Raw genomic sequence first — 20,262 nt, 5'->3', positions numbered from 1 at the left:
CCCGGCGGCAGTTGATCATCGAGCGCCGGCACCTTGTCTTCCACGAGCGCCACCGTACCCAAAGGCTGCGCGCATTGCGGGAGGCTGGATGTCTCATCGACGTGCCACCCTTGCCCAGCTTTTGCGCAGCGAGCGGGGAGGTCGCGAGGGAAAGGACAGCGAGCGCGGGAAATGCATATTTCATGACGATGCTCCTTCGTGAGAATCAAGGTCACAAATCTAGGCCCAGGCCGCGCTCGGGCAGCGGCGGCAGGAGGTCGGCGCGATCCTGGCCTTGTGCTGGCGGACCATGCCCGTCTCTGGGGTCGACTGGCTTGCCGCAATTGTCCGGCAGCGGCGGAAGATCGGCGGGGAAGTCCGCGGGATGGGAACCAGCGCCCGTGGTCACCCCTTCAACCGGACCAGGGTCGAACTTGGCAGGGCCTCGCGCCTGGGGTCCGTCAATTGCAAGCCGCCCCAGGGTCTCCAGCGCGGAGGTCTTGTTTCCCGGATTATGGTCGAGCTGGCGCGCCAGCTTTTCCTTGTCGTCGACGATCATGGTCAGTTCGTCACGCACGCGCGTGACCCCCACATTGAACAGGCGCTGGTTCGAGAGGTTGCGCTCATGGCTCGCCATGACCGTGATCGCCTTGTCGGTCGTGATCCCCTGGGCCATGTGCATGTTGAGGCTATAGGCAAGGTCAAGGCGCGAGAGCATCGGATCGCCCACCGCCAGGGTCAGCTGTTTGTCCTGCCCGAGATTGACGGTAACGCCGGTGGCGTCGACGCGGACAACGCGCGCGATGGCGGCGTTCCACAGTTCTCGCGGCTTGTCCTTCGCCGTCCAGCGGATCGTGTCGCCTTCTCGGAGATGCAGGCCCTTCTTTTCGGAAAGTTGCAACCGGTCGCGCTGCTCGGTGGGGGACAGCCGGGCGGGATCGAACCGGATCTTGCGGCGGCCATCGGTGAGATCGACCCGGCCATTGGCATGAACCTTGAGGACATCATAGCGTCCGGCCTTGAGCCCGACATCGTTCGCGCCGCCCCGCCCAACCTCCAGCACCTGTCCGGCACGGTAATTGGCGGCATAGCGCAATTCTTCGCGAGTCATGTTGACGCGCTCGAAGATGGTAAGGTGGATGCCCTCGCCCTTGAGGGTGCCCTCTGCGGAAAGGCCCGCCTGGATGCACTCATTGATCGCCTGCCGGGTTTCGCGTCCCGAGGCGAACACTGCCGTCGCGGCGCGCTCCTGTGGCGACAAAGACAGCCAGCGATCGGCGGCTTCGTCCGCTGGGGCAGCGCTCTCAACCACCTTGTCGCCCAGCACTTTCATGGCCTGGCTGGCCTTGCCGAGATTGGCCAGCGCCGCGACGGCGCGCAGTTCGTCGGTGCGCTGGCGGATATTCTGGTCCATGCGCGCCATCGTGCCGCCGCCTGCCTGGATCATGGCGAAGGCCTTGCCGGCATCGATCGAAGAGAGTTGCTGGCGATCACCGACCAGAACCAACTGCTCGATCCCCAGCGCCGCGACAATCTGGTGTAGGCTCAGCATGTCGCGGGACGACACCATCGAGGTCTCGTCCACCACCAGCATGGCGCCCTCCATACGCTCGCGGGCCACCTCATAGGCAGGACCCTCGCGCCGCGCCACGAAGCGTTCATGGGCGAGAACAAAGGAGGCGATCGTCTGTGCCTCGATGCCTGCGCCTTCCTTCATGTCGGCGACCATCTTGTTCTGAACGGCGAGGCCGAGAATCTTGCGCCCCTCCCCTTCCGCAACCCGTGCGACCGCCGAGAGCATCGTTGATTTGCCGGCGCCCGCGACGCCCTGGATCGAGATCGTCCGATCGGAGGAACTGACGATCAGCGTGGCGGAGCCCAGCTGACCAGGGTTGAGCGGATGACTGCTTGCCTGCTGCAGGCGCTGCGGCGCCTCGGCAGGATCGAGCATGGGCGCTGCCTGCCCCTTGCTCGCCTCCACCAGGGCCAGGATATTCTCTTCGGTCGCGAGCGCCTCCCTCGTGGTTAACATAGGGGCGGCGCGCTCCACCCCGCGGAGCAACAGTCCCTTGTCGACGAGCTGCCCGATCCGCCGTTCGACATGCTCGATGGTCACGCCCTTCAACCCGAGGTCGAGCGCGGTCTTGGCAAGCTTATGCTGTTCGAACGCGGCTTCCCGCTCGCCATGGATCCGCACCGCCGAGGCGACCGCCAGCTGCGCGCGGCCCGCCGCGGGGCTTTGCACGATGCGGGCGATCCGGCGATCGACCAGCGGATCATCATGGGACAACACGGCGCCCACCGCATGCCATGCTCCGGCAACCGCGTCGCGGATGGCGCGATAGCCGGTTTCCAGACGCCCGGCTGCTTCGTGGCCCGCGCTCCGCAGGATCGCTGCCTCCCGCAATTCCTGCCCGGTAAAGCCAAGGCCTTCACCCTTGTCCTTCCAGCCCTGAAGCAGGGCCGCGCGATCCTCGACGTTGAGCTTGGGATCACGGGTGCGCGTGGTAATTTCGCGCAGCGCCTCGGGAGATTTAAGGCCCAGTTCCGTCGCCTTCTCCAATATGTCCTGCCGCCGCTGGCTGTACGCGTCGATCACCGGTTGCGGGACACCGGTAATCTCGAAGGTGCCGTGCTTTCCCTTCAGGTCGACGCCATAGCCGAGCTTCTCGATCTCGCCGCGCAGATAGGCATGATAGATGGCGCCGATCACGCTGTTGTTGCTCCAGATCCTGTCGGCATGGAGCGCCTGCCATTTGCCATCCAGCATCTTGGTGAGGTTCGCGATGACGGCGTGGATATGCCCCTGCGGATCAAGCGCCCGGCTGGTATCATGCTCGAACAGGGCATAGACGAGATTGCCGGTCGGGATCGGAACCTTGCGCCCCTCCTGGTCCTTGCGGCCTTCCGCCAAATTCTTCTCGACCCAGGCCATGGTCGCCTTCACCGCGGACATATTGGCGGCGAGAATGCGGCGGTCGCCCGCGACATAGGCCATGACCGAGGCGGACTTGGGCATGGAGAAGGTGAGGTCATAGCCGGCGCGTCGGTTCTCGACCTGCCCGACCTGTTCGCCCGAGGGCAATTCTCCCTTGAGGATTGCCTCGAACGCATCCTTGCCAACCTCGCCCGCCAGGCCCAGGTCGCGGGCGCCCTCCCCTTCCCAGAGGCTGAGTTCCGACGAGCCCTCGACGGTGTAATAATTGTCCTGCGCGAAATAGTTGGCGGCGCCCGATGCGGAGCGGACAGAGGCGATCGACAGCATGGATCATATCCCCCAATCCGCGCTGTCGCCAAGATCCTTGCCGCCCGAAAAATCCTGCCGCATCTCAATGAGCGACTGATCCTCCGCCGGCGCGCGCGGGGATGGCTGACTGCTCCCCTGCCCTGCCCGTCCGACGGGCTGACCCGTTGCCGGATCGGCGCGGTCTGCGAGCGCCCGGTCCGCCGCATGACGAGGGGCCACTCTGCTAGGTTCGGGCTGGTCGCGATCGGCAGCCCGCCGGGCTGCTTCATGCTCTTCATTTCTCTCTCCGAACAGGATGCGGGCGGCCATCTCCTTGGCAAGATTGACTTCGGGATCGGGCACCTCCTCGACAATCTGCGCCGCGCCATCCCGGCCGCCTGCCTCACCCCCCTCTTCCGCGAACAGGGCGTCGGTTCGCTTCGAGCGAACCGGGTTCACATGGGCACAGCGGACGAACCCTTGCGCCACCTGCGGATAGTCCTTCCACTGGAGGAGAATCCGGGCCGCGGGAAATCCGTCGGGGAATTTCACAAAGCCGTGCATGGACGGCAGGTTGGTGATGTCGTCGGCGATGACGAGCGGCTCGACCTGCTTGCGCGGTGTCAGGGTGGAGGCATCGCGCGTCTGGTTGTAGCCGTAGCTATAGGCCTCATCCATCTGCCGTACTTCTCGATTGCCGATATAGCGCGCGCACTGCTCGGCCGTGTCGAGATCCGCCGTGGCGAGGATCAACTTGGTGCGCGCCAGAGATGCCAGATTACGGGCGCCCTGCTCGCCATACACTTCGACCAATTTCTCGAAACTGTGGATGCCGAGGATCATTGCTCCGCCAAAGGCGCGGGCGGTCTGAAGCCCGTTTTCGATCGCGGGCAACCGGTGCAGCGCGCCCAGCTCATCGAACATGAACCAAGTGCGTAAATTGCGCGTGCGTGGCATGGTCATGAGCGTGTTGATGGCAAGGTCCATCCACAGCGTCAGCAGCGCCTTGTTCATCGGCAGATCGACATAGTTGGAGGTGATGAACAGGATCGAGCCCGGACGCTTTTCCTGGGTCATCCATTGCCGGATCGAGAAGGCTTCCCCCTCTTCCGGCAAGAAGCGCAACACCTGCGCATTGGTGTTGAAAACCGCGCGGATGGACTCCGCCATGCGAGCCGCCTCCGGCGCGGTGAGAGGATCGGCGATGGTGTTGGTGAGGAAGCGATGGACGCGTTTCAGATCAGCGGTCATCAGATTTTCGGCCAGGGCCAGATTGGTGGCCTGGCCGCGCTCGATGAGGCGCACGCACATCTCAATGAAGAGGGTCCGTGCCGCCAGTGCCCAGAAGGGTTCGGAGGAGCCGCCGTCGGACGGGATCAGCGCGGCGGCGGCGGCGGTAAATTCGCTATGGGTGGCGCAGTCGTTGAAGATCGACCAGGCCGGGCATCGCGCATCCATGGGGTTGAGGATCGTGTCCCGCTCAGGTTCATAGAAGGCCTCGACATAGGCGCCGGTCAGGTCGAAAATCACTGCGCTGTCGGCGCGCGCCCGCATCTGCGAGACGAGGCTGCGCAGCTCCGTGGTCTTGCCCGATCCAGTGGTGCCGATCAGCATGGTGTGCGACTGTTCCATCCGGTGCGGATAGGGAACACCGGCGAGACTATAGGGGTGGTGGATGCCCCTGCCCTTCCGCTCGGCAAAGGGAAGTCGCAATACTTGGCCCGGCGACAGACCCCGGCACAGCGCTGCGACGTCCTCCTCATATTTCGTCAGATTATGCTGATTGATCTCGCCACGCAGCAGGTCGACATCGACCAGCATGGCACCGCGTTCATGCCGCTCCTGAAGGATCGATTTCCCGCGTCGGCGCGACAGGTCGACGAACCAGATCGAGAGCGGCGCGACGATAAACAGCGAGATGAAAAAGGAGCCGAGCAGACCCCGCATGGCGATCGCCCAAGCGGTCTTCACCGCCGGTATGGCCGGCACCATCGGCATGATCGTGCGTAGCATCTCGCCATTGGGCAGGGTGACATTGACCCGCTTCGTGGGATCGAGACCAACCCAGTTCCAGAGCGCTGAATAAAGCTTCATGCAGATGAGCTGGAAGCCATGCTCATCGAGCCGGATCGACATGATGGCGAACCAGGCCGCGACGAACACGAAGAACCAGATGATGAAGGGCAGTCTGACCCCGGAAAACCACATCAGCATCTCGTGGGTGAGAAGCTGGCTGCCGCGAGTGAAATTGCCTGAATTGCGCTGCACCCGGCCGCGTGCCGAATGATGGGTGAGCGGGATGTTCTGGCCGTTCGACCTTATGTCCTTATGCGCCATGATATTGCTCCAGGCGCTTGTCGGTTTCCGCGATCATCCGCTCCCGCAATTCGGGATATTGTTCCAGGATGATGACGTCCAGGGCGAGGTTCTGAAACTCGGCCAACCGGGCCAGACGACGACGGCTGGAACCATGGTCATGGGCGCCGGCGAGATAGGCGTCGATGGCCCAGCGCACCACCTGCGAGGGCGACACATTCTGCTTGCGCGCGACATCCTCGATGAGCGTCAAATGGCGCGGATCGATGCGAACCGAAAGTCTTGGGGATGTGCCTGTCACGTCCAGCCTCCATTATGGTGGCTGGTGGGGATTAAAAAGGCAGGGCAAGGCATAGCGGATTTGCTTGCCTGAGGCAAGTCATTGAGCAATTTGCAGAAAATGCCGTCCGCAAATGTCTGACGCTCAAACCACTGAAATGCGTGGTTTTCTACGGCTTTCAAAACTGTCAGACACTGTCCGACCCATTATTTTGAGATTTATAGTTTATTTTCAATGACTTCTTGCACCAGCCGGTGCGTTCGGTGTGCTTAAATCCTTGGGCTTGAATCTGGTGCCTTGGGACGCTTTGATCGGTGATGTCATGGGAGGGTCAGCCGTTCCGGCGGGGGACTGGACCGCCCATCGGGCGGCCAGAAATGCGGCGTGGAGAAGGCGATCTTCGAGCCCTGGGGGCGGGCCTGAAACTGGCCTGCAAGTGGGCGGAGCAGGACCAATGTTCGGAAAATCCCACGCGGCCCTGGCCGCGTCGAGCCGGCAGGGGATCGTGACCCGAACGGGCGGCGACGGGGCATCGCCCCGGCGCCGTGAGCTCGGGGAGGCGACAGCCCTGCCAAGGGGTGTCTGCGGCCCGGCGAATAGAGCCCCGGTCGGCGGTGAGGAACGATCCGCCGAGCCGCCAAACTTGTCGCAGAGCGCCAAGGGCCGATGCCCATCCACGGTCCTGTTCATCATCATCCAGCCCCTCCGCCGCTGCCCCTGGCAGCGGCCCGGAGATGAGGGTTCGATGCCCTCATCTCCGGCATGACCTCACCCAGAAAGATGCCCCCCGATGACCGCTCATCCCGGGCCACGCAACCAAGGCCGGCATGGCTTCCTTTGCTCGTTCAGGTTGGATATAGAGAGGCTTGTCCGGAGCCCTATCTCATGGACAAGGAATACCCCATGGCAAAGACTGTGGAACAGGAACGCGCGGCGATTGAAGCCGAGCAAACAAGGCTCCAGGAGCGGTTGAAAGCGCTGGAGGAAAAAGAGCGGCAGATGGCGATCGCCGCCGTTGAAAAATCGGGATTGCTAAAGGCTGAGCCAAAGAAGCTGACGACCATTCTCAGCCGGATCAAGACGCTGGGCATCGATGAGGTTCAAAAGCGCCTGGCAGCGTGAAACCGATCGGCGCGGTCGCAGGCAGCACATGGACAGGCCGGGCTCGATGCCCGGTCTGTCCACATCTCGAAACATAAAATTGGGGGGAGAGCCATGAGGCCCTCCCCTGTCTTCAATATTCGTCTGTCATGGCGCTGGGCACTGTATGGACCACCCGGTCGATGATCGTCATCGGCAGGGCGTCATAATCCCCTTCGTCGATGGTGATGTAGGCGCCTTCTTCCTCTATAACGTGCTGGTCGAAGAAGCTGTGGAGCGCGCGGCGCTGCGCATTGGCAACAGCGGCGGTGAAGGCGGCGTGATCGGCAAGCGCATAGGTCGATGTGATCTGCATGGCGTCCTCCTGTCGTCTTGAATGACAGGGCATGGGCGTCGTGCGGGTCGGGGTCGGGTCAAGGACGCGGGGCACAGCCCCGCGCCGCGCAGCGGGGAGTGGGGGTGCCGATTTTGTCGGGGGTGGAGCGCAGCGAAGCGGAGCGTAGGCCGCGGCAAAATTGGGGGCACCGCTCATCCTTGCACGCGGCGCCGGCCCGCACGACATAATAGGAAGTCTGTGAGAGATTTTCCTTTCCTGTGGAAGCTCCGGCAAGGCGTAGCGCCGCGCGGTCCAAAGGGACCGTGCGACACGCGAGCGAGCAGGAAATAGGTCCGCGTTGAAGAAGGAATTGGACCGAGCGCGAAGCCCGGTCCCCGCTGCCGTCAGGGGTGACGTCCGCAGTGGCAATATTGTTCGTCGATGCCGGTGAGGGAGCATAGATCGGCACCAAAGTCGGCGTAACGCTCTTCTTCGTCCTCGACGTAACCGTGGTCATTCGCAATCACGACGGCATAGCGCTGGAGGTTCGGATCAAGCCGGTCGATGTAGCGCGCACATTGCTCACTGAACTGGCGGGCGTAGAGTTCAAAGGTAGCGCCTGCGGTGGCCCGCATCTCCGCCTCGGCGAGGCGCTCGGCGTCCGCTCGGAACTTCTCCAAAGCGATAAATTGCGGTGTGTCCTCGAAGCGCGAATCCGTGGACAGTAGGATGTGTTGGCGTTGTATGACCACGCGGTATGCCGGGCTGTCGACGGCGAGCGCTCGTAAGATTGTATAGCCGTTCGAGCGGGCGACCTGGTGTGCGATACGGCCGCTTAAGCGGTAGAGCCGGTCATATTCGGCCCTGAAGAAATCCCGTTCGATGCAAGTTCTGGCGACGCCGATTGAGCGTGCACAGGTCTGGGATAGGGCGAGATATTTTTCGAGGAGACGAATAAGGCGGAAGCCGGTAGCTTGCGCCGGCCAGTAGCCCGGTTCGTGTGAAGCGACGATGCGAACGCTTTGGGATTTTGTATTGGTCATGTGAGCCTCCATTACGTAGGTGCTCCCCATCTCCATCGGATGAGGATGAAGGCATCTGGGACGCGGTGTTGAGGCGGTCAGGGACGACGAAGTCGCCGCGAAGCGGGCAGCGGGGGAGCCGATTTTGTTGCTGCAGAGCGCAGCGAGGCGGCGGCAAAATTGGGGGGACCGCTGATCCTTGACGGCCGATCGACACCCAGCGTCATGCTTTGGCGATGAAGTCTCGTCTGATGCCGAGATGTGAGAGCCTGCTGCTTTGCCCCCGAACACCCTGCGGGGTTCGGGGTTAACAGCAAAGCACCGCATAATGGAAGTCTGTGAGAGATCCTCTTTAGCTGTGGAAGCGCCGGCAAGGCGGTTCGGCGCGGGGTTCGCAGGGACCGTGCAACATGCGCGCGAGCCGGTCTGACGATGACGGTCGCATTAGCCACAACCCGGTATCTGCGCCCCCGCTAGTGCCTTCCGTAGCTATAGCGATAGCGGTGACAAATCACAGATCGACATGGTGATCTGCGTTCGCGCTCGAGCGGGGATTCATAGCCAACATGCGCGGCTGCTCGACTATGCTCGGTCGCCCTATTCTGGCCAGCGTTCGTCCTGCCAGTCGCGCGAGGCGTGAATGACATGAAGGATTGAGACCACGGTCTGATCATTGGTCAGGGCATAGGCGATAATATATCGATAGCCGGTCACGCTTTTCTCGTAGGTGCCGGCAACGCGGCCTGGATGACCGGTTGCGAAATCACCGAGCGCAGCGCCTGTTTCACGGATACGCCGCGCGACCTTGGCGGCAGCGTCGGGATCATCGGCGGCAATATGGGCGATCTGCCGCCGAAAGTCTTCCAGCGCGGCAAGCGACCATTGGACACGCCTCACTGCTTAGGCGACCGCATACCCTCGATCATGGCATCGAGCTGGTCCATGGCTTCGTCGTGCGGAATGGTTCGCCCGTTTTCGACGTCAGCCAGGCCGCGCTGAATGCCCTCGATGATCTGGAGTTCGCGTTCGACATAAGCGGTCAGGGCTTCTGCCGCCAGAAAGGACCGGCTCCGTCGCATTCCACTGGCAAGACGGTCAAGTTTTGCGCGGGTTTCTTCGCTTACGCGGATCGTCATCGTCGTGGTTGCAGTCATGCGGTTTTCTCCGTTGTACACAAGCTAGCACAAACGCATCACTTTGTCATCTCTTGGGCGATTATGCCCATTCCAGGCGCGCCGTTTCATCCATGTCGGCAAGGACAAGGAGGTGCGTCAGGCGTTCGGCATTGGCGGCGACACCCGTCTCCAGGCAGCGCCGACGCACCGCCGGATGGGCGAGCCGCTCCCTGATCGGTTCGATGCCAATTTCACCAACATCATCGGGCGAAAGGCCAAGGCTTGCGAGCAGCGCGTGGGCATCGGTGGAAGCCAGATCGAGTTCCAGCCCGGCGTCGGAGGTCAGGGACACGCGCACCCGAATGTCGCGCGAATGGAGGCCGGGATAGATGGTCACGCGGCGCTGCCGAAATTGGGCCTCTTCCATCACCGCGACCACATCGGGATCATGGTCGAACAGAGTGCAGATGGTGGCGAGCGCGATGGGGCAGATGCACGCATCGAACTGGTAGGAGAGGAAATTATGCTGCCCGTTTTCCGGGTCGAGCAGCACGGTTCCGAGACGATCGCCTTGCTCTCGAAGCAACTGTCGAAAGGCCGCGAGCTGCCGCGCGGAGATCGTGGCGTGCCGAAAGGCGCCGTCATCGGAATTGGTAGCGATGCGGAATCTGATGGACATCTTGTCCTCCCTTGTTGGTCCGCTTTGCCGCGCCCCCTTTTCTCTTTGCTCTGGGAAAGCCGTTCATGGTGCCCACCAGAAGCAAAACCGTCGGACGGGGTGCCGCCTCGAAGCGGCGTCGAAGGGGTTCGATGCCCCTGAGCGCCGCATGATCAAGCAAGGAGAGGGACAAGAGGCCCCGGCCTTGGCCGGAGCCTCTCGGAACCGAGGCGTCAGCGCCCCTGGCGAACCCGAGCGGCCATGCGCTGCGGCGTCGGGCGGACGGTCTGATGGGCGAGCTTCACGACATGCAAAGGGACACCTGCCTGCCGCAGCTTCTGTGCGAGGTTCATCTGGATGCCGCTGCCTTCGCAGACCACGGCTTCAACCGGCTTGAGGGCCAACAGGCGATCGTTGCGCACGAACGCGGCCTTGGCGCCCAACCTTCGATCCAGTCGGAACATGATGACCTTCACGCCTCGCGCTGCCGCCCATGCCTGAGCGATGGCGTCGCAGCCTTTCGCCTGCGCGGTTGTTGCGAGCACCATCTCCGGAATTCGGGCTTTGATAGAGTCCAGACCCTTCCAGAGCAGGTCATGATCTTCCCACTGCTGGCCGCCCGAGAAGGCGACGATGGGGCCTTCGGGACTGAACTGCTCGCGGCGTTCCCGGCCACGCGCTGCAAGGAAGTCGCGGGCTTCGATCATCGATGCGGTGACGCCCTTCGAAACCCGGCTGCCACGCGTCGGCGCGTAGGGGCGTCCGGTCTCCACACGGTAGACCTCTGCCGCATGGTCGCGCATGCATTCCATGGCGTCGCGGCACCCTTGAAGGGTCTGGCAGAGCATCTGCGCTTCTTCGATCTGGGAAGCGTAGATTTCGCTGGGATCGAAGCTGCGCGCGAGGTCGCCGAGTTCCTTGGCGGCATCGTCTTCGCGGTCGTTGATGCGCTTCGCCACGACATGGAAGCTGTTGACGAAGCCCCAGGCGAGGTCGCCCGCGAAGGGTTCGAGACGGGTATCGCGGAACACGTCGAACAACGTCGCCATCACCATCTCGACTGCCGCGCGGGCTTGGTCAGGATCTGGCATTTCGAGCTGCTCGCTCTCGTCGACCGGCGAGAGCTTCGCGCGCTCGTCATGCTCGAGAAAGGCGTCGGCGTAGAGCGAACTGCGTTCGTCCGTACCCGTTTCGGTGGCGATGTGGCTGGCGAGATCGGCGAAGTTCGAGAAACTGTTGGTCATTTGAGCCTCCAAGGATTGGATGTCTCATCCGTTCGATGAGGCTTGCCTCAGGGCATGCGGTGGTCAGGGAGGTCAGGCACGGCGACCGGCTTGCCGTCGCCGCCGCCACGCGGGGAGCGGGGGAGCCGATTTTCTGACGGAGCCGCGCCAGCGGCATCGGGCTGAAAATTGGGGGGACCGCTCATGCTTGACGGACCGCCAACCCCGCATGCCACACTAGGCAGACACAAGAGAGGAATAGGGGTGTATAACCTCACCCTGCGTCACCATCCCGCAAGGGGATCGTGACCCGGATGGGCGGAGACGCGCTCGCGCGGCTCCGTGAGGTTAGCCGGGGTCGGCCACAGGCCGGCGGCGGCTTAGCGAATAGAGCCCCGGTCCCGTCCGGCGCGCTGCGCGGGGCGGGATGCGCCGAACGCGCAGACGGCTATTTCTGCGTCGGAACATCGTTGGAACTTTTCAGCGTCGATCATAGACTGAGGTGATGCAGGGGGAATCGAAAGCCTATCCAGGCGAAGTCGCGACACCGAACGATATCAGGCAGCTCGCCGACGAGTATCGCGGCGTGGCACATGATCTGATGGGCCGAGGCAAGCGCGGCAATCCTTCGAGCTGGGCGCCCGCGCGGATGACGGCAATCCAGGCAATCGAGCTTTACCTCAACGCGTTGCTGCTGGCGCGCGGCGTGAAGCCAGCCGAGATCAGAGGCTACCAGCATGACCTGCGCAAGCGCACAGCGAACCCCGCGGTATCCGCCCTGCGGCTGCGCCAACGCACGCTCGACCATCTCGGCAAACTAAGCGAAGGCCGAGAATATCTCTCGATCCGCTATGGCCCCGAACTGAGCGGCGACTTGTCCCAGCTCAATCGCCTGATGGCGACGCTCGACGAGGTCGCCATCAAGGTCGCAGGCGCGCTCGACAAGGCGAACGCTGCGCCGGCAACGGCCGCTCCACCGGCGAGGCCGGGACCGTCAACGGTCCCGGCCCGCGGGGCGGCGCCTGTCGTCACATCGGCCTGATCCAGTCGATGGCTTCGCGTCCCGATGCTGTCGCTGGCGGGGTCAGGCGCGTGGCTAAACGCTGCTATGCTTCCCGCGCGGCCGCGGCGCGTTCCGCCCGTTCATAGGCGCGCTTGAGATTGTAAGGATGATTGCCGGCGCGAACGCTCAGTTTGTGTTCGCCTATGGTGAGGTCAAGGCCAATGCCGAGGCGATTGCACAGCTTGGCGGCTTCGTCACAGACGTTTTCGATAACGACCGGACCTTCGACGTGGGCGGACAGGATGATCATGGCATGATCCTCAACACGGGCAATGCAGGAACGGCGAGCCCAGGGGTGGACTCGCCGGGAGGCGTGTGACGGGTCAGTGGACCGACCCGTCGTAGGAGAGGAGGAGATCGGGGCAGACGAGCTGATGTTCGGCGGCCACCAGCGACCAGGCGGCGGCGAGCTCGTCATGATATTCACAATCAACGATCGCATCGGCGCTGGCTTCGCCGAACTGGGCTTCCTCGAACGACCGGATATGGGCGGCGTCCGCAGCCTCGGTGATCGCGCCGGCGAGATGCGCGGCGATTTCATGACGGTTGAGCTGGTCGGCAGCCCGGCGGATGCGGGCGACCAGATGGGGGTTGAGGATTTCGATCCGGTGGGCGACCCCGGCGATCTCTTCAAAGCTGGCAAGCTGAAACATCTATCGTCTCCGTGAAGATGAGGGGGCGGCCCGAGGGCCGCCCGTCCGGGGCCAGAAGAACTCGATTTCCTCAGCGACGATGTCGGTGTTGTAGAAGGTACGGCCGTCCCGCTCGTTGCGGCTGTAGCGGATTTCGCCGACGACCATGAGCTTGTCGCCCTTCTTCTTGTGGTTGGCGACCGACTTGCCTAGGCCGTTGAACGCTTTGACGGTGTGGAATTCGTCGTAGGTTTCGGTGTAGCCGTTGTCGCCTTTTTGGACCTGGCCGTCCTTGATGACGGGCTTGCTGGTGACGAGGGAGAAGCTTACGCCGCCCTTGCTGTCGGTGCCGAAGCGGCTGATGTCCGAGGTGATCCGGCCTGAGAGAAAAACCTTGTTCATGATGCTGTCCTTCCTTTGCGCCAGCGGGCCGATCCCGCTGGGATGAAAAGACGACGAAGCCCGGGCATGAGGGGCTGGCGCACCGAAGCGTCAGCGCAGGGGAACCTGCGATCTTCCGGGTGGTGCGGGCAGAGGCCGTCAGGCCTCAACACGGCCGGAAGATCGCGGGTTGCGCCGGCCCCGCACGGGCGTAGTGTTCATCCCTTCAAGCGGGTGGCCGGATGGCCCATCGGGACAGGACTGACGGGAACGAGAGGTATGAGGAAGACGGCCGGATTTTGGACGGCCGCGACCAGGCGCCGATGCGGTTAGTCGCTGCCTCTTCGTTGCACAACCCGCGCAAGGCGCGCGTGGCAAGGCGGGAACAGGCTGGCCGGGTGCCGCGATGTTCTACCAAGGCGGGCGGTCTCCGGTATTGCAGCAAGGCGCGCGGAAGGCGCACGCGGCGTGACCGTCGGCCGCGAAAGCCCTCGCGGCCTCGGTGGTCCAAAATGAGCAGTGCAGATCACAGGCTGTAGACGCCCAGCACGGCGACGCATCGGCTCGCTGCGATCAATGTGGGTCTGTGATCCAGTTCTCCACTTTGAGCGCGCGTACGCGCGAGAACTCGCCCATGTTGGCTGTCACGAGCGTTGCGTCCAAAGCATAGGCGTGCGCGGCGATGAAGAGATCGTTGGGTCCAATGGGCTTCCCGGCAGCTTCGAGCTCAGCGCGAATTCCGCCATATTCTGTATCGGCCGGCACATCGAGGGCGAGAATTTGGACGCTGTCGAGAATGGCGTCGATTTGCGCGAGCAGCCTCGGCGACCCCTTTTTGGCGCAACCGTAGCGCAGTTCCGCCGCGGTAACGATGCTGACGCAAATGGCATCCGGCCCAACCTCGGCAATGCGCTTTGCGACACCGCCGTGAGGATTGCGAGCCAGTTCGGAGATGATATTGGTGTCGAGCATATAGAGGCTGCTCACAGGTCGATCGCCTTGGCCGGCAACAGCGTGTCGTCGATATCGGGGAATTGATCGTCAGGTCCCAGCGGTTCGAGACTGGCGAGAACCTCCAGGATATTCTTCCGGCGGATCGGCTCGATGATAAGGCGGGCGCCGTCGCGATAAATCATGACACTTGTCCCGGGGAGTTCGAAATCCGCAGGAATACGCACAGCCTGGCTCTTGTTGTTGCGAAACAGCTTTGCCTCACGTGCGGGCGTGGGATCGGAACGTCGGGGATCCATGAAGCCTCCTTTGCATATACATCAACATATACATAAATGATAAGCCGTTCAAGGCCGACGCTGACCATCGGCGCAGTCGGGGCGCCGACATTCTGAGTCCAACCTGGGCGAGGTAGGGAAGACAATCGGTCCGCGCGCCAAGCGCGGGGGGCGTTAGATCGTCTTGCGGCGCCGGGTCCGGCCGACATGGTCGGCTGATGCCTCGATATCGATGGCGAGCTGGGTCAAGGTGCGATGGGCGCCGAGGCGCTGCAGCCCGTCCATACGCGGGTCGCGATGGAGGTTGGCGATGCGTAAGCGGATGAGCGATGCAGCCACCCGCAATGTGTGGGGATCAAGCTCGGCCATGAGTCGCGTAATAGCAGAAATGCTGCTCTACCGGGAGCCAGGCGTGCTAATCGCCGTCAAATTGCCGCCAGCGCTGGACGAGCTCGACCATGTCGGTTTTTCGCCCGAAGGCATCTGGATAGATCGCGCCTTCGTGTTGGCCGAGAAAGCCGATGATCGTCGTCATATGGGTCGCGATCGTGGCATCGACACCAAAAAGGTCGGCGATGGGAAAATGTCCACAATCATCGCCGTTCCACCAGGCCAGGAGGAAATTGGCGACCCGGCGGGACTGCCCGGTGTCACACCGGGCAATCTCGATCAACCGATCAAGGGCCGCGGTCGCGGCTCGTTTGCCAAAGGGACCTTCTTCCATCGACCTTACACTCCATCATATTGCCAGGAGGATCATGCCTTAGCCGTCCTTTGCAAGGAAGAATCGAGGCCGGGCGAGCGGGCGGGATTGCCGCGAAGGATCCAGGGCAGCGGCTGTATGAGCCGGACCCAATCGGCGAACGAGGGAATGCGGCCCAGATCTTCAACCACATGTTGTTCGCCGATAAGGCGCACCGGCACCTCGGGCTGGTCACTGTTCGTGATGGTGACCCCGAATACCGTCTCGGCCTTTATATGCCCTCCCCTCGTCGGCCGGGGGCCGCGCGGAAACGAGAAAAGGCCCCCGCCCCTATGCGGAGCGAGGGCCCTATTGAGGGTGCGAAGGATCAGCCCGCGAAAGCGTGTTCGCTCGACGACTGGCCGAGGCCGGCCTCGGTGCGTTCGCGCGCCGCCTCGCCCACGCTGGCTTCGGCGCCTTCACCGGGCAGTGGCGGCAGGCTGTCGTCCGCCTTGGCCGCCATTTCGGCCGCGAGATCGCGGCGGCGGGTCGGGCGGGACCAGACGATGTTGTAGCTGCCGTCGTCTTGGCGGAACGCTGAGATGTAGAGCGGCGCGGCCAGGCTCGGATCCTCGATCTTGCCGTTGAGGAAGGCCTCGCCGGTGCCGTTCGAGAAGAGTTCGAAGAGCGCGCCGACCTGCACCCATGCCCGTGAGGCGGAAAGCGCCAGCACTTCGTACTTGGGCGCCTTGGGATTGGAGGAGTGGAGCTCACGCAGTGCAATGGTCATGGCGATCGTGAGCGTCGCGATCTTGCCGACGTGGATGCCGGCGTCATTCTGCTTGATGGAACCGATGTTCATGGGGATTCTCCTGGATGATGGCTCGAACTCCCGTGTCCGAGACACCTTCCTCCCTCCCCCTCCTCTCCTCGGCCGTTCGGCCGAGCAGGCGCGTTAGCGCCCCAATCCGAGGTCCGCACTTCGCGGCCTCGGGGTCGAGGTTCCCGGTCAGTGGAGCGAGCCGAATAAACCGCGCTTGGCCTCAGCCTGGTACGCACCGTCTTTTACGCCGATGCTTGCGCGCATGTCGGCTTCGAGTTCGGCCGCGAGACCATTGGGTATCTCCGTGTAGGGGGCAATAATGGCGATCGCGGCCTCGGGCGTCGACAATTCTCCCGGTTCCGTGCCGAGCCAGATCGTTGCCTCACCCTCGTCCGGCTCGTTCTCGGTCGGAGTGAAGACTTGGGCGAAGAAGGTTTGGAGCGGTCGGTCCCATCCGACGACGACGCGACACGCGCCGCTGCCGGCCTTGGGCTTGAGGTCGTATCGGCTCATGATGGACTCCTGCGTAGGCGTTGATCGATATGGCGCACCGCACCGTCGGGGCTTTTGCGGACGGCTGCTGCGGCGCGCGGGAGCCCCGCCTCGACGAGCAGCTTACGTGCGAGCCGCAGATACATGGTTCCGGCGAGGACAGCGTCCCGGTCGGCAGGCGTCGCGGATTTGATGTCAGGCATTGGCGTCCCCAGCCACTGTCCGCTTGTTCTCTTGTGCAGGCTCGAGGCCGATATTGATCGTGTCGCGGGCAAGCACAATCGCAAAACGCCGGCCCTCCGGCACAAACCATTGCGCGCGATAGGCGAGAATGGCGTGGAGGCGCTCGATCAGCGCCGCGTCGTCGCCCAGGAGCAACCGGGTCGCCATCTCCTGGGCATCAAGCAGGAACCGGCTGTGCTGGGTGTCCCAGCTGTCGGCATCACGATCGTCGCTTGGGCTGAAGCAGGCCCCTTCAAGAAGGTCGACAAGTTCGGCCGGTGTAAGGGCATCGCGTGACGCGAGCAGAATGCGGGCTTCCTCAAAGCTCCAGTGCGTACGTTCGTCATATTCGATGGCGACCGGCGCGGGGATCCGGATCTGGTCCGCCTCTTCACCGCTAAACTCGAGCACCAGAGTGAGGCGATTGACGGTGCCACTGTCGAGGCCGGGAAATTCACCGGGATCAAGTATTGCCGTCGCGCCGTCCCGCTCTATCTCGAACCGCAACACCGCGATGTGCGGCAAGCAATTGTACCAGCTATAGCCCGCCATCGTGTCGTCGGGCTCTGCCAGTCGACCCTCGTAGCCGCCGTGCTTGCCGAGTGCAAAAGCCGCGCATTGCTCGAAGGCCGGTTCGAAACTGTCGACAATGATGTGGTCTTCACTTGCAATGCGCTCGCCGCTGGCTGCGGAACAATTGTGAGGGTCGGCGGTCGCGGGCGACCAGGGTCGAAGTAGCGGCTCGGCCTCGGGAAGCGCGATGCCGAGTGCTGCGGCCTCGCGCCATTGTTCGTGGGCTAGGCGATGGGTGCCGAGCGATTGAATATGGCGATAGATGACGCAACGAACCCTGTCGCGCAGCGCGTCAAGCGCGGCGTTCTCGACCATCTCCTTGCGCGCCGGCAGAACAAGCTGAAGGTCAGGCGCATCGACGATATCGACACGGGCCCACCAGTTGCGCCGCTTTTCGCCGACCGATGGCAAAGCGGTCGCGACGATGACTCCATGGAAATTGACGCAGGGACTGAACCGCGTCGCGCGCAGGTCGTTGAACAGGCCAATGCGCACGCCGGCCTCCTCGACCACAACCTCGGCGCCGGCAAGCCAGTCCTCCTGATGGAGCGAAATGCCGCGAAGGCGCACCGGCAATGGACAATAGAGTGCAGCTGACTTCGCTGCCGCGTCGAGCGATTCCTTCCAACGCATATCGAGCTGAAACCGGATCGTGGTGCCGCGCGATCGGTTGAGCGAAGCAACGGCGACCGGAGAGCGGGCTTCCCACGCGTCGGCGGCGACACGCACTATCCAGCCCGCCCCTTCGTCATTCGCGCAGGACTGGACCTCGACATCGCGGCCCGCGAGGCTGAACACGCCCATGCCGGCCGGATCCTCACGCTTTGCAATGTCGTCGTTCCAGCCCGAGCGGCCCAGCGCGAGTATTACGGCGGGATCAGCTATGCCGGCACCATCGTCATTCACCGAAAGCCAGACATCGTCGCCGATGGTATGAACCTCGAGGTCGACAACTGTGGCACCCGCGCGGCGGGCGTTCTGCAAAAGCTCGGCGAGCACATCGCCGAGCGTGTTGTTGAACAGACGCGTGACCTTGGCGATCGCCGCAGGGTCGATCTCGCTGCGGATGATAGCGGGAAGGGACATGGGAACTCCTCGGAGCGGATTTGCTCCCGGCCCCTGTTCCCACTCCCCTTTTCGCCTTAGTCGATCGCGCTGAAGATCTCCGCCGCCTCGGGATGGTCGAGCGCATGATCGCGCAGCCGGTGGAAGGCCTGTGCAATGTGGTCGTCGTCATCGTCGAATTCGAACGAGAGATAGGAGAAGGTGAAAAGCGTTGCGATGATCCCGGCTGCGTCTGCAGAGACCTCGCCATCATAGCCGTTGCTGCCGCATCGGATCCGGAACCGATCCCGACCGTTCGGAGCGAGATAGAGCGGTTGGTGACCGACCTCGAAGAACTGCCAATATCCGCCGCTATAATCGGGCGAAAGCGACTGCATGAAAGTGTAGAGCAGCGTTTCGCCCTTGAAGAAATGACGTCGGCCAAACAGCGTCGGGATGAAGTTGATGCGCCTCTCGTCGGGCACGAGGCTGGCAGCGCGGAAGGCGGCATTCGGGGCGATATCGGACATGAGGGTTCTCCAGAGGAAAGGTTCAGCGCCGAGCACCTTTCCCGGCCTCGAAACCGCCTGTCCCGTTCCCCCTCCTCTTGAATCGGATGCCCGACGGACTGGCGCCCTCTCCTTTGCCGATTACCGCTCAGTGAGACTCCGAGGATTTGAGGACGGCAATCACGGCTTTGACATTGTCGATGGCCACTTCGAGCCGCCGGACGGCCTCGTCACGGCTGTCACAATCTTCTGGGGAAGAGAGTTCGATCATCAGGAACGCGAACAGCGTGTCGCCGCAGGCGCCAGCCTCATCGAGATTTTCGACATGCGCAAAATCGCCGCCGTCATAGGTTTGCGCGCAGATGCGCTGGAATTGGTTCAGCATCGCATGGATTTCCATTCATAGGAGTGAGGGCTGGATGCAGGGCAGCCGGGTCGAGGCGGCAAATGACCGCAGCAACGCAGCCATTTCGGCGCGAAGCCGGGCTCGATTGCTGATCACGGCCTCGGGATCGAGCGGTTGACCCTGGACATCGAAATAGCCGGTCGCCGGACGACCACCATCGACCTCGATGACGATGCGGTGTCCTCGCGGCTGGGCAGGCCCAGCATAGCGCGCCGTAAATTCACCCAGCCGGCCGGTAAGCCCGCTGATAGCCTTGCCCCACCGGATATGCCCTGCGCCCGCGACCTGTCCCACCTCAAGGCCTCGGGCGATCCAGGTCCGCAATTGCGCGCGCTGGAGAAGCCTGGTGTGGCGCAAGCGTTCCATGGTTCGACACAGAGGCAGCGCGCCGGCATGGGCGTCGGCAACGGCCAGGTCGTGATCCTGCGCGGCGATCAGGATGTCCTCAAATTCACGGCCTCGGAGGAGGTCTCCAAGCGACCCAGCTTGCGCCGCATCGTTCGCATTGCGGAATCCCCGCGTCGGACAGATCATGATGATGGTCGCTTGATGCGCGCCTGGCGCCCGGCGGATCGTGTCGACCAGACCCTCCTCGGCCTCGCGGGCGCTCATCAGCACAAGCCGCTTTGACCAGGGCGTCGGCCGGGCCGCATCGGAAGGCTGTGGCCAGGTCGAGGGTAGTGGCCGGGATGCATGACCCTTCCTGGCCGGCGCTTCACTGCCATTATGGTGAACGGCAAGATTGGCGCGCCGCGCAGTATCGAACAGATCGTCGATATTGCCGCCGCCTTCGCGGAAGCCCTTATGATAGGCCGAAACGAACCGTGGATCAGGACAACCAACCAACGGTTTGACGGGACCGCGCACATCCCAACCGGCCTGCGCTGCATATTATCGCGAGGTTGTAATAATGCGAAGGAGCGCGGGACATAAGTGCAAAACCGCCATATTTTGCCACGCTCCTTCGCAT

At 63.0% G+C, this 20,262-nt stretch carries 25 protein-coding genes and 1 pseudogene; 2 read left to right on the top strand and 24 right to left on the bottom strand.

All coding sequences use genetic code 11. The features are described from left to right. Nucleotides 1-211: 211 nt before the first annotated feature. Genes mobF through K7W03_RS19930 form a run of 3 tightly spaced genes read right to left on the bottom strand, consistent with a single transcriptional unit; the run spans nucleotide 212 to nucleotide 5,822 of the window. Nucleotides 212-3,244, bottom strand: a complete 3,033-nt coding sequence (mobF, locus tag K7W03_RS19940; RefSeq protein ID WP_061939498.1) for a MobF family relaxase — start codon at nucleotides 3,242-3,244, stop codon at nucleotides 212-214. 3 nt (nucleotides 3,245-3,247) lie between these two features. Continuing rightward, nucleotides 3,248-5,542 (bottom strand): type IV secretion system DNA-binding domain-containing protein, encoded by a 2,295-nt coding sequence (locus K7W03_RS19935; RefSeq protein ID WP_061939499.1) that lies wholly within the window; start codon nucleotides 5,540-5,542, stop codon nucleotides 3,248-3,250. Then, nucleotides 5,532-5,822 (bottom strand): hypothetical protein, encoded by a 291-nt coding sequence (locus tag K7W03_RS19930; RefSeq protein ID WP_062733591.1) that lies wholly within the window; start codon nucleotides 5,820-5,822, stop codon nucleotides 5,532-5,534. The genes K7W03_RS19935 and K7W03_RS19930 overlap by 11 nt, the downstream gene beginning before the upstream one ends. An 882-nt stretch (nucleotides 5,823-6,704) precedes the next feature. Between K7W03_RS19930 and K7W03_RS19925 the strand changes: the two genes are divergently transcribed. Further along, nucleotides 6,705-6,923 (top strand): hypothetical protein, encoded by a 219-nt coding sequence (locus K7W03_RS19925; RefSeq protein WP_061939539.1) that lies wholly within the window; start codon nucleotides 6,705-6,707, stop codon nucleotides 6,921-6,923. A 112-nt stretch (nucleotides 6,924-7,035) separates the two neighbouring features. Here the strand turns inward: K7W03_RS19925 and K7W03_RS19920 are convergent, their stop codons facing one another. The 6 genes from K7W03_RS19920 to K7W03_RS19895 all read right to left on the bottom strand — a co-directional run bounded on the left by K7W03_RS19920 (nucleotide 7,036) and on the right by K7W03_RS19895 (nucleotide 11,257). Beyond that, nucleotides 7,036-7,257 carry a hypothetical protein gene (locus K7W03_RS19920; RefSeq protein WP_061939503.1) on the bottom strand — a complete coding sequence of 74 codons (222 nt, stop codon included), beginning with the start codon at nucleotides 7,255-7,257 and terminating at the stop codon, nucleotides 7,036-7,038. Between the two features lie 365 nt (nucleotides 7,258-7,622). After that, a complete protein-coding gene (locus tag K7W03_RS19915) occupies nucleotides 7,623-8,261 on the bottom strand; it encodes a hypothetical protein (RefSeq protein ID WP_061939541.1) in 639 nt (212 codons plus the stop codon). Nucleotides 8,262-8,837: 576 nt separating this feature from the next. Further along, complete coding sequence (locus tag K7W03_RS19910; protein ID WP_061939505.1) at nucleotides 8,838-9,137, bottom strand: type II toxin-antitoxin system RelE/ParE family toxin; 300 nt, start codon at nucleotides 9,135-9,137, stop codon at nucleotides 8,838-8,840. Beyond that, on the bottom strand, nucleotides 9,134-9,394 hold the full coding sequence (locus K7W03_RS19905; protein WP_061939507.1) for a CopG family ribbon-helix-helix protein: 261 nt from the start codon (nucleotides 9,392-9,394) through the stop codon (nucleotides 9,134-9,136). The genes K7W03_RS19910 and K7W03_RS19905 overlap by 4 nt, the downstream gene beginning before the upstream one ends. Nucleotides 9,395-9,455: 61 nt before the next feature. Further along, nucleotides 9,456-10,034 carry a hypothetical protein gene (locus K7W03_RS19900; protein ID WP_061939509.1) on the bottom strand — a complete coding sequence of 193 codons (579 nt, stop codon included), beginning with the start codon at nucleotides 10,032-10,034 and terminating at the stop codon, nucleotides 9,456-9,458. 212 nt (nucleotides 10,035-10,246) lie between these two features. Beyond that, nucleotides 10,247-11,257 (bottom strand): DUF2493 domain-containing protein, encoded by a 1,011-nt coding sequence (locus K7W03_RS19895; protein ID WP_061939511.1) that lies wholly within the window; start codon nucleotides 11,255-11,257, stop codon nucleotides 10,247-10,249. Between the two features lie 484 nt (nucleotides 11,258-11,741). On the opposite strand from K7W03_RS19895, the gene K7W03_RS19890 reads away from it, so the two are divergent. Next, nucleotides 11,742-12,278 (top strand): hypothetical protein, encoded by a 537-nt coding sequence (locus K7W03_RS19890; protein WP_061939513.1) that lies wholly within the window; start codon nucleotides 11,742-11,744, stop codon nucleotides 12,276-12,278. 64 nt (nucleotides 12,279-12,342) lie between these two features. Here the strand turns inward: K7W03_RS19890 and K7W03_RS19885 are convergent, their stop codons facing one another. From K7W03_RS19885 to K7W03_RS19820, 15 genes and pseudogenes are all read right to left on the bottom strand, one after another. Further along, the gene (locus K7W03_RS19885; RefSeq protein WP_061939515.1) at nucleotides 12,343-12,549 is read right to left on the bottom strand and encodes a hypothetical protein; all 207 of its coding nucleotides are present in this window, start codon (nucleotides 12,547-12,549) and stop codon (nucleotides 12,343-12,345) included. Nucleotides 12,550-12,622: 73 nt separating this feature from the next. Next, entirely contained in the window at nucleotides 12,623-12,952 is a 330-nt protein-coding gene (locus K7W03_RS19880; protein WP_061939517.1) for a hypothetical protein, read from the bottom strand. Beyond that, nucleotides 12,953-13,333 (bottom strand): single-stranded DNA-binding protein, encoded by a 381-nt coding sequence (locus K7W03_RS19875; protein WP_061939519.1) that lies wholly within the window; start codon nucleotides 13,331-13,333, stop codon nucleotides 12,953-12,955. A 552-nt stretch (nucleotides 13,334-13,885) separates the two neighbouring features. Beyond that, nucleotides 13,886-14,284 (bottom strand): type II toxin-antitoxin system VapC family toxin, encoded by a 399-nt coding sequence (locus K7W03_RS19870; protein WP_201030959.1) that lies wholly within the window; start codon nucleotides 14,282-14,284, stop codon nucleotides 13,886-13,888. Nucleotides 14,285-14,295: 11 nt separating this feature from the next. Next, nucleotides 14,296-14,562, bottom strand: coding sequence for an antitoxin (locus tag K7W03_RS19865; RefSeq protein ID WP_061939523.1), 267 nt, complete (start codon nucleotides 14,560-14,562; stop codon nucleotides 14,296-14,298). A gap of 153 nt (nucleotides 14,563-14,715) precedes the next feature. Further along, complete coding sequence (locus tag K7W03_RS19860) at nucleotides 14,716-14,910, bottom strand: hypothetical protein (RefSeq protein ID WP_061939526.1); 195 nt, start codon at nucleotides 14,908-14,910, stop codon at nucleotides 14,716-14,718. Between the two features lie 46 nt (nucleotides 14,911-14,956). Then, a complete protein-coding gene (locus K7W03_RS19855) occupies nucleotides 14,957-15,265 on the bottom strand; it encodes a hypothetical protein (RefSeq protein WP_061939528.1) in 309 nt (102 codons plus the stop codon). Between the two features lie 32 nt (nucleotides 15,266-15,297). Beyond that, nucleotides 15,298-15,525 (bottom strand): annotated as a pseudogene (locus K7W03_RS27910) (DUF6915 family protein); the annotation flags it as partial. 86 nt (nucleotides 15,526-15,611) lie between these two features. Further along, nucleotides 15,612-16,085 carry a DUF736 domain-containing protein gene (locus K7W03_RS19850; protein ID WP_062733593.1) on the bottom strand — a complete coding sequence of 158 codons (474 nt, stop codon included), beginning with the start codon at nucleotides 16,083-16,085 and terminating at the stop codon, nucleotides 15,612-15,614. 147 nt (nucleotides 16,086-16,232) lie between these two features. Beyond that, nucleotides 16,233-16,559 (bottom strand): hypothetical protein, encoded by a 327-nt coding sequence (locus K7W03_RS19845; RefSeq protein ID WP_061939530.1) that lies wholly within the window; start codon nucleotides 16,557-16,559, stop codon nucleotides 16,233-16,235. Beyond that, nucleotides 16,556-16,741 (bottom strand): hypothetical protein, encoded by a 186-nt coding sequence (locus K7W03_RS19840; protein ID WP_062017400.1) that lies wholly within the window; start codon nucleotides 16,739-16,741, stop codon nucleotides 16,556-16,558. The genes K7W03_RS19845 and K7W03_RS19840 overlap by 4 nt, the downstream gene beginning before the upstream one ends. Continuing rightward, nucleotides 16,734-18,419, bottom strand: coding sequence for an ATP-binding protein (locus K7W03_RS19835; protein WP_061939532.1), 1,686 nt, complete (start codon nucleotides 18,417-18,419; stop codon nucleotides 16,734-16,736). The genes K7W03_RS19840 and K7W03_RS19835 overlap by 8 nt, the downstream gene beginning before the upstream one ends. Before the next feature lie 56 nt (nucleotides 18,420-18,475). Next, nucleotides 18,476-18,907, bottom strand: coding sequence for an antirestriction protein (locus tag K7W03_RS19830; protein ID WP_061939533.1), 432 nt, complete (start codon nucleotides 18,905-18,907; stop codon nucleotides 18,476-18,478). A gap of 127 nt (nucleotides 18,908-19,034) precedes the next feature. After that, nucleotides 19,035-19,271, bottom strand: coding sequence for a hypothetical protein (locus K7W03_RS19825; protein ID WP_139111421.1), 237 nt, complete (start codon nucleotides 19,269-19,271; stop codon nucleotides 19,035-19,037). A 15-nt stretch (nucleotides 19,272-19,286) separates the two neighbouring features. Then, nucleotides 19,287-20,159 (bottom strand): hypothetical protein, encoded by an 873-nt coding sequence (locus tag K7W03_RS19820; RefSeq protein ID WP_139111422.1) that lies wholly within the window; start codon nucleotides 20,157-20,159, stop codon nucleotides 19,287-19,289. Nucleotides 20,160-20,262 lie beyond the last annotated feature (103 nt).

Origin of the sequence: Sphingobium sp. PNB, from assembly GCF_019873065.1 — a bacterium.
GTDB classification, from domain to species: Bacteria; Pseudomonadota; Alphaproteobacteria; order Sphingomonadales; family Sphingomonadaceae; genus Sphingobium; species Sphingobium fuliginis.
Note: the sequence above shows the minus strand (reverse complement) of the source record. Positions and strands in the feature narration are given on the sequence as shown.

Bases quoted from the DNA above. Each gene is read 5' to 3' on its own strand.
- mobF (WP_061939498.1), bottom strand. From the start codon at position 3,244: ATGCTGTCGATCGCCTCTGTCCGCTCCGCATCGGGCGCCGCCAACTAT.
- K7W03_RS19895 (WP_061939511.1), bottom strand. From the start codon at position 11,257: ATGACCAACAGTTTCTCGAACTTCGCCGATCTCGCCAGCCACATCGCC.
- K7W03_RS19890 (WP_061939513.1), top strand. From the start codon at position 11,742: ATGCAGGGGGAATCGAAAGCCTATCCAGGCGAAGTCGCGACACCGAAC.
- K7W03_RS19925 (WP_061939539.1), top strand. From the start codon at position 6,705: ATGGCAAAGACTGTGGAACAGGAACGCGCGGCGATTGAAGCCGAGCAA.
- K7W03_RS19880 (WP_061939517.1), bottom strand. From the start codon at position 12,952: ATGTTTCAGCTTGCCAGCTTTGAAGAGATCGCCGGGGTCGCCCACCGG.
- K7W03_RS19865 (WP_061939523.1), bottom strand. From the start codon at position 14,562: ATGGATCCCCGACGTTCCGATCCCACGCCCGCACGTGAGGCAAAGCTG.
- K7W03_RS19840 (WP_062017400.1), bottom strand. From the start codon at position 16,741: ATGCCTGACATCAAATCCGCGACGCCTGCCGACCGGGACGCTGTCCTC.
- K7W03_RS19905 (WP_061939507.1), bottom strand. From the start codon at position 9,394: ATGACTGCAACCACGACGATGACGATCCGCGTAAGCGAAGAAACCCGC.
- K7W03_RS19835 (WP_061939532.1), bottom strand. From the start codon at position 18,419: ATGTCCCTTCCCGCTATCATCCGCAGCGAGATCGACCCTGCGGCGATC.
- K7W03_RS19855 (WP_061939528.1), bottom strand. From the start codon at position 15,265: ATGGAAGAAGGTCCCTTTGGCAAACGAGCCGCGACCGCGGCCCTTGAT.
- K7W03_RS19845 (WP_061939530.1), bottom strand. From the start codon at position 16,559: ATGAGCCGATACGACCTCAAGCCCAAGGCCGGCAGCGGCGCGTGTCGC.
- K7W03_RS19850 (WP_062733593.1), bottom strand. From the start codon at position 16,085: ATGAACATCGGTTCCATCAAGCAGAATGACGCCGGCATCCACGTCGGC.
- K7W03_RS19860 (WP_061939526.1), bottom strand. From the start codon at position 14,910: ATGGCCGAGCTTGATCCCCACACATTGCGGGTGGCTGCATCGCTCATC.
- K7W03_RS19825 (WP_139111421.1), bottom strand. From the start codon at position 19,271: ATGCTGAACCAATTCCAGCGCATCTGCGCGCAAACCTATGACGGCGGC.
- K7W03_RS19935 (WP_061939499.1), bottom strand. From the start codon at position 5,542: ATGGCGCATAAGGACATAAGGTCGAACGGCCAGAACATCCCGCTCACC.
- K7W03_RS19870 (WP_201030959.1), bottom strand. From the start codon at position 14,284: ATGCTCGACACCAATATCATCTCCGAACTGGCTCGCAATCCTCACGGC.
- K7W03_RS19875 (WP_061939519.1), bottom strand. From the start codon at position 13,333: ATGAACAAGGTTTTTCTCTCAGGCCGGATCACCTCGGACATCAGCCGC.
- K7W03_RS19915 (WP_061939541.1), bottom strand. From the start codon at position 8,261: ATGACCAATACAAAATCCCAAAGCGTTCGCATCGTCGCTTCACACGAA.
- K7W03_RS19830 (WP_061939533.1), bottom strand. From the start codon at position 18,907: ATGTCCGATATCGCCCCGAATGCCGCCTTCCGCGCTGCCAGCCTCGTG.
- K7W03_RS19885 (WP_061939515.1), bottom strand. From the start codon at position 12,549: ATGATCATCCTGTCCGCCCACGTCGAAGGTCCGGTCGTTATCGAAAAC.
- K7W03_RS19900 (WP_061939509.1), bottom strand. From the start codon at position 10,034: ATGTCCATCAGATTCCGCATCGCTACCAATTCCGATGACGGCGCCTTT.
- K7W03_RS19920 (WP_061939503.1), bottom strand. From the start codon at position 7,257: ATGCAGATCACATCGACCTATGCGCTTGCCGATCACGCCGCCTTCACC.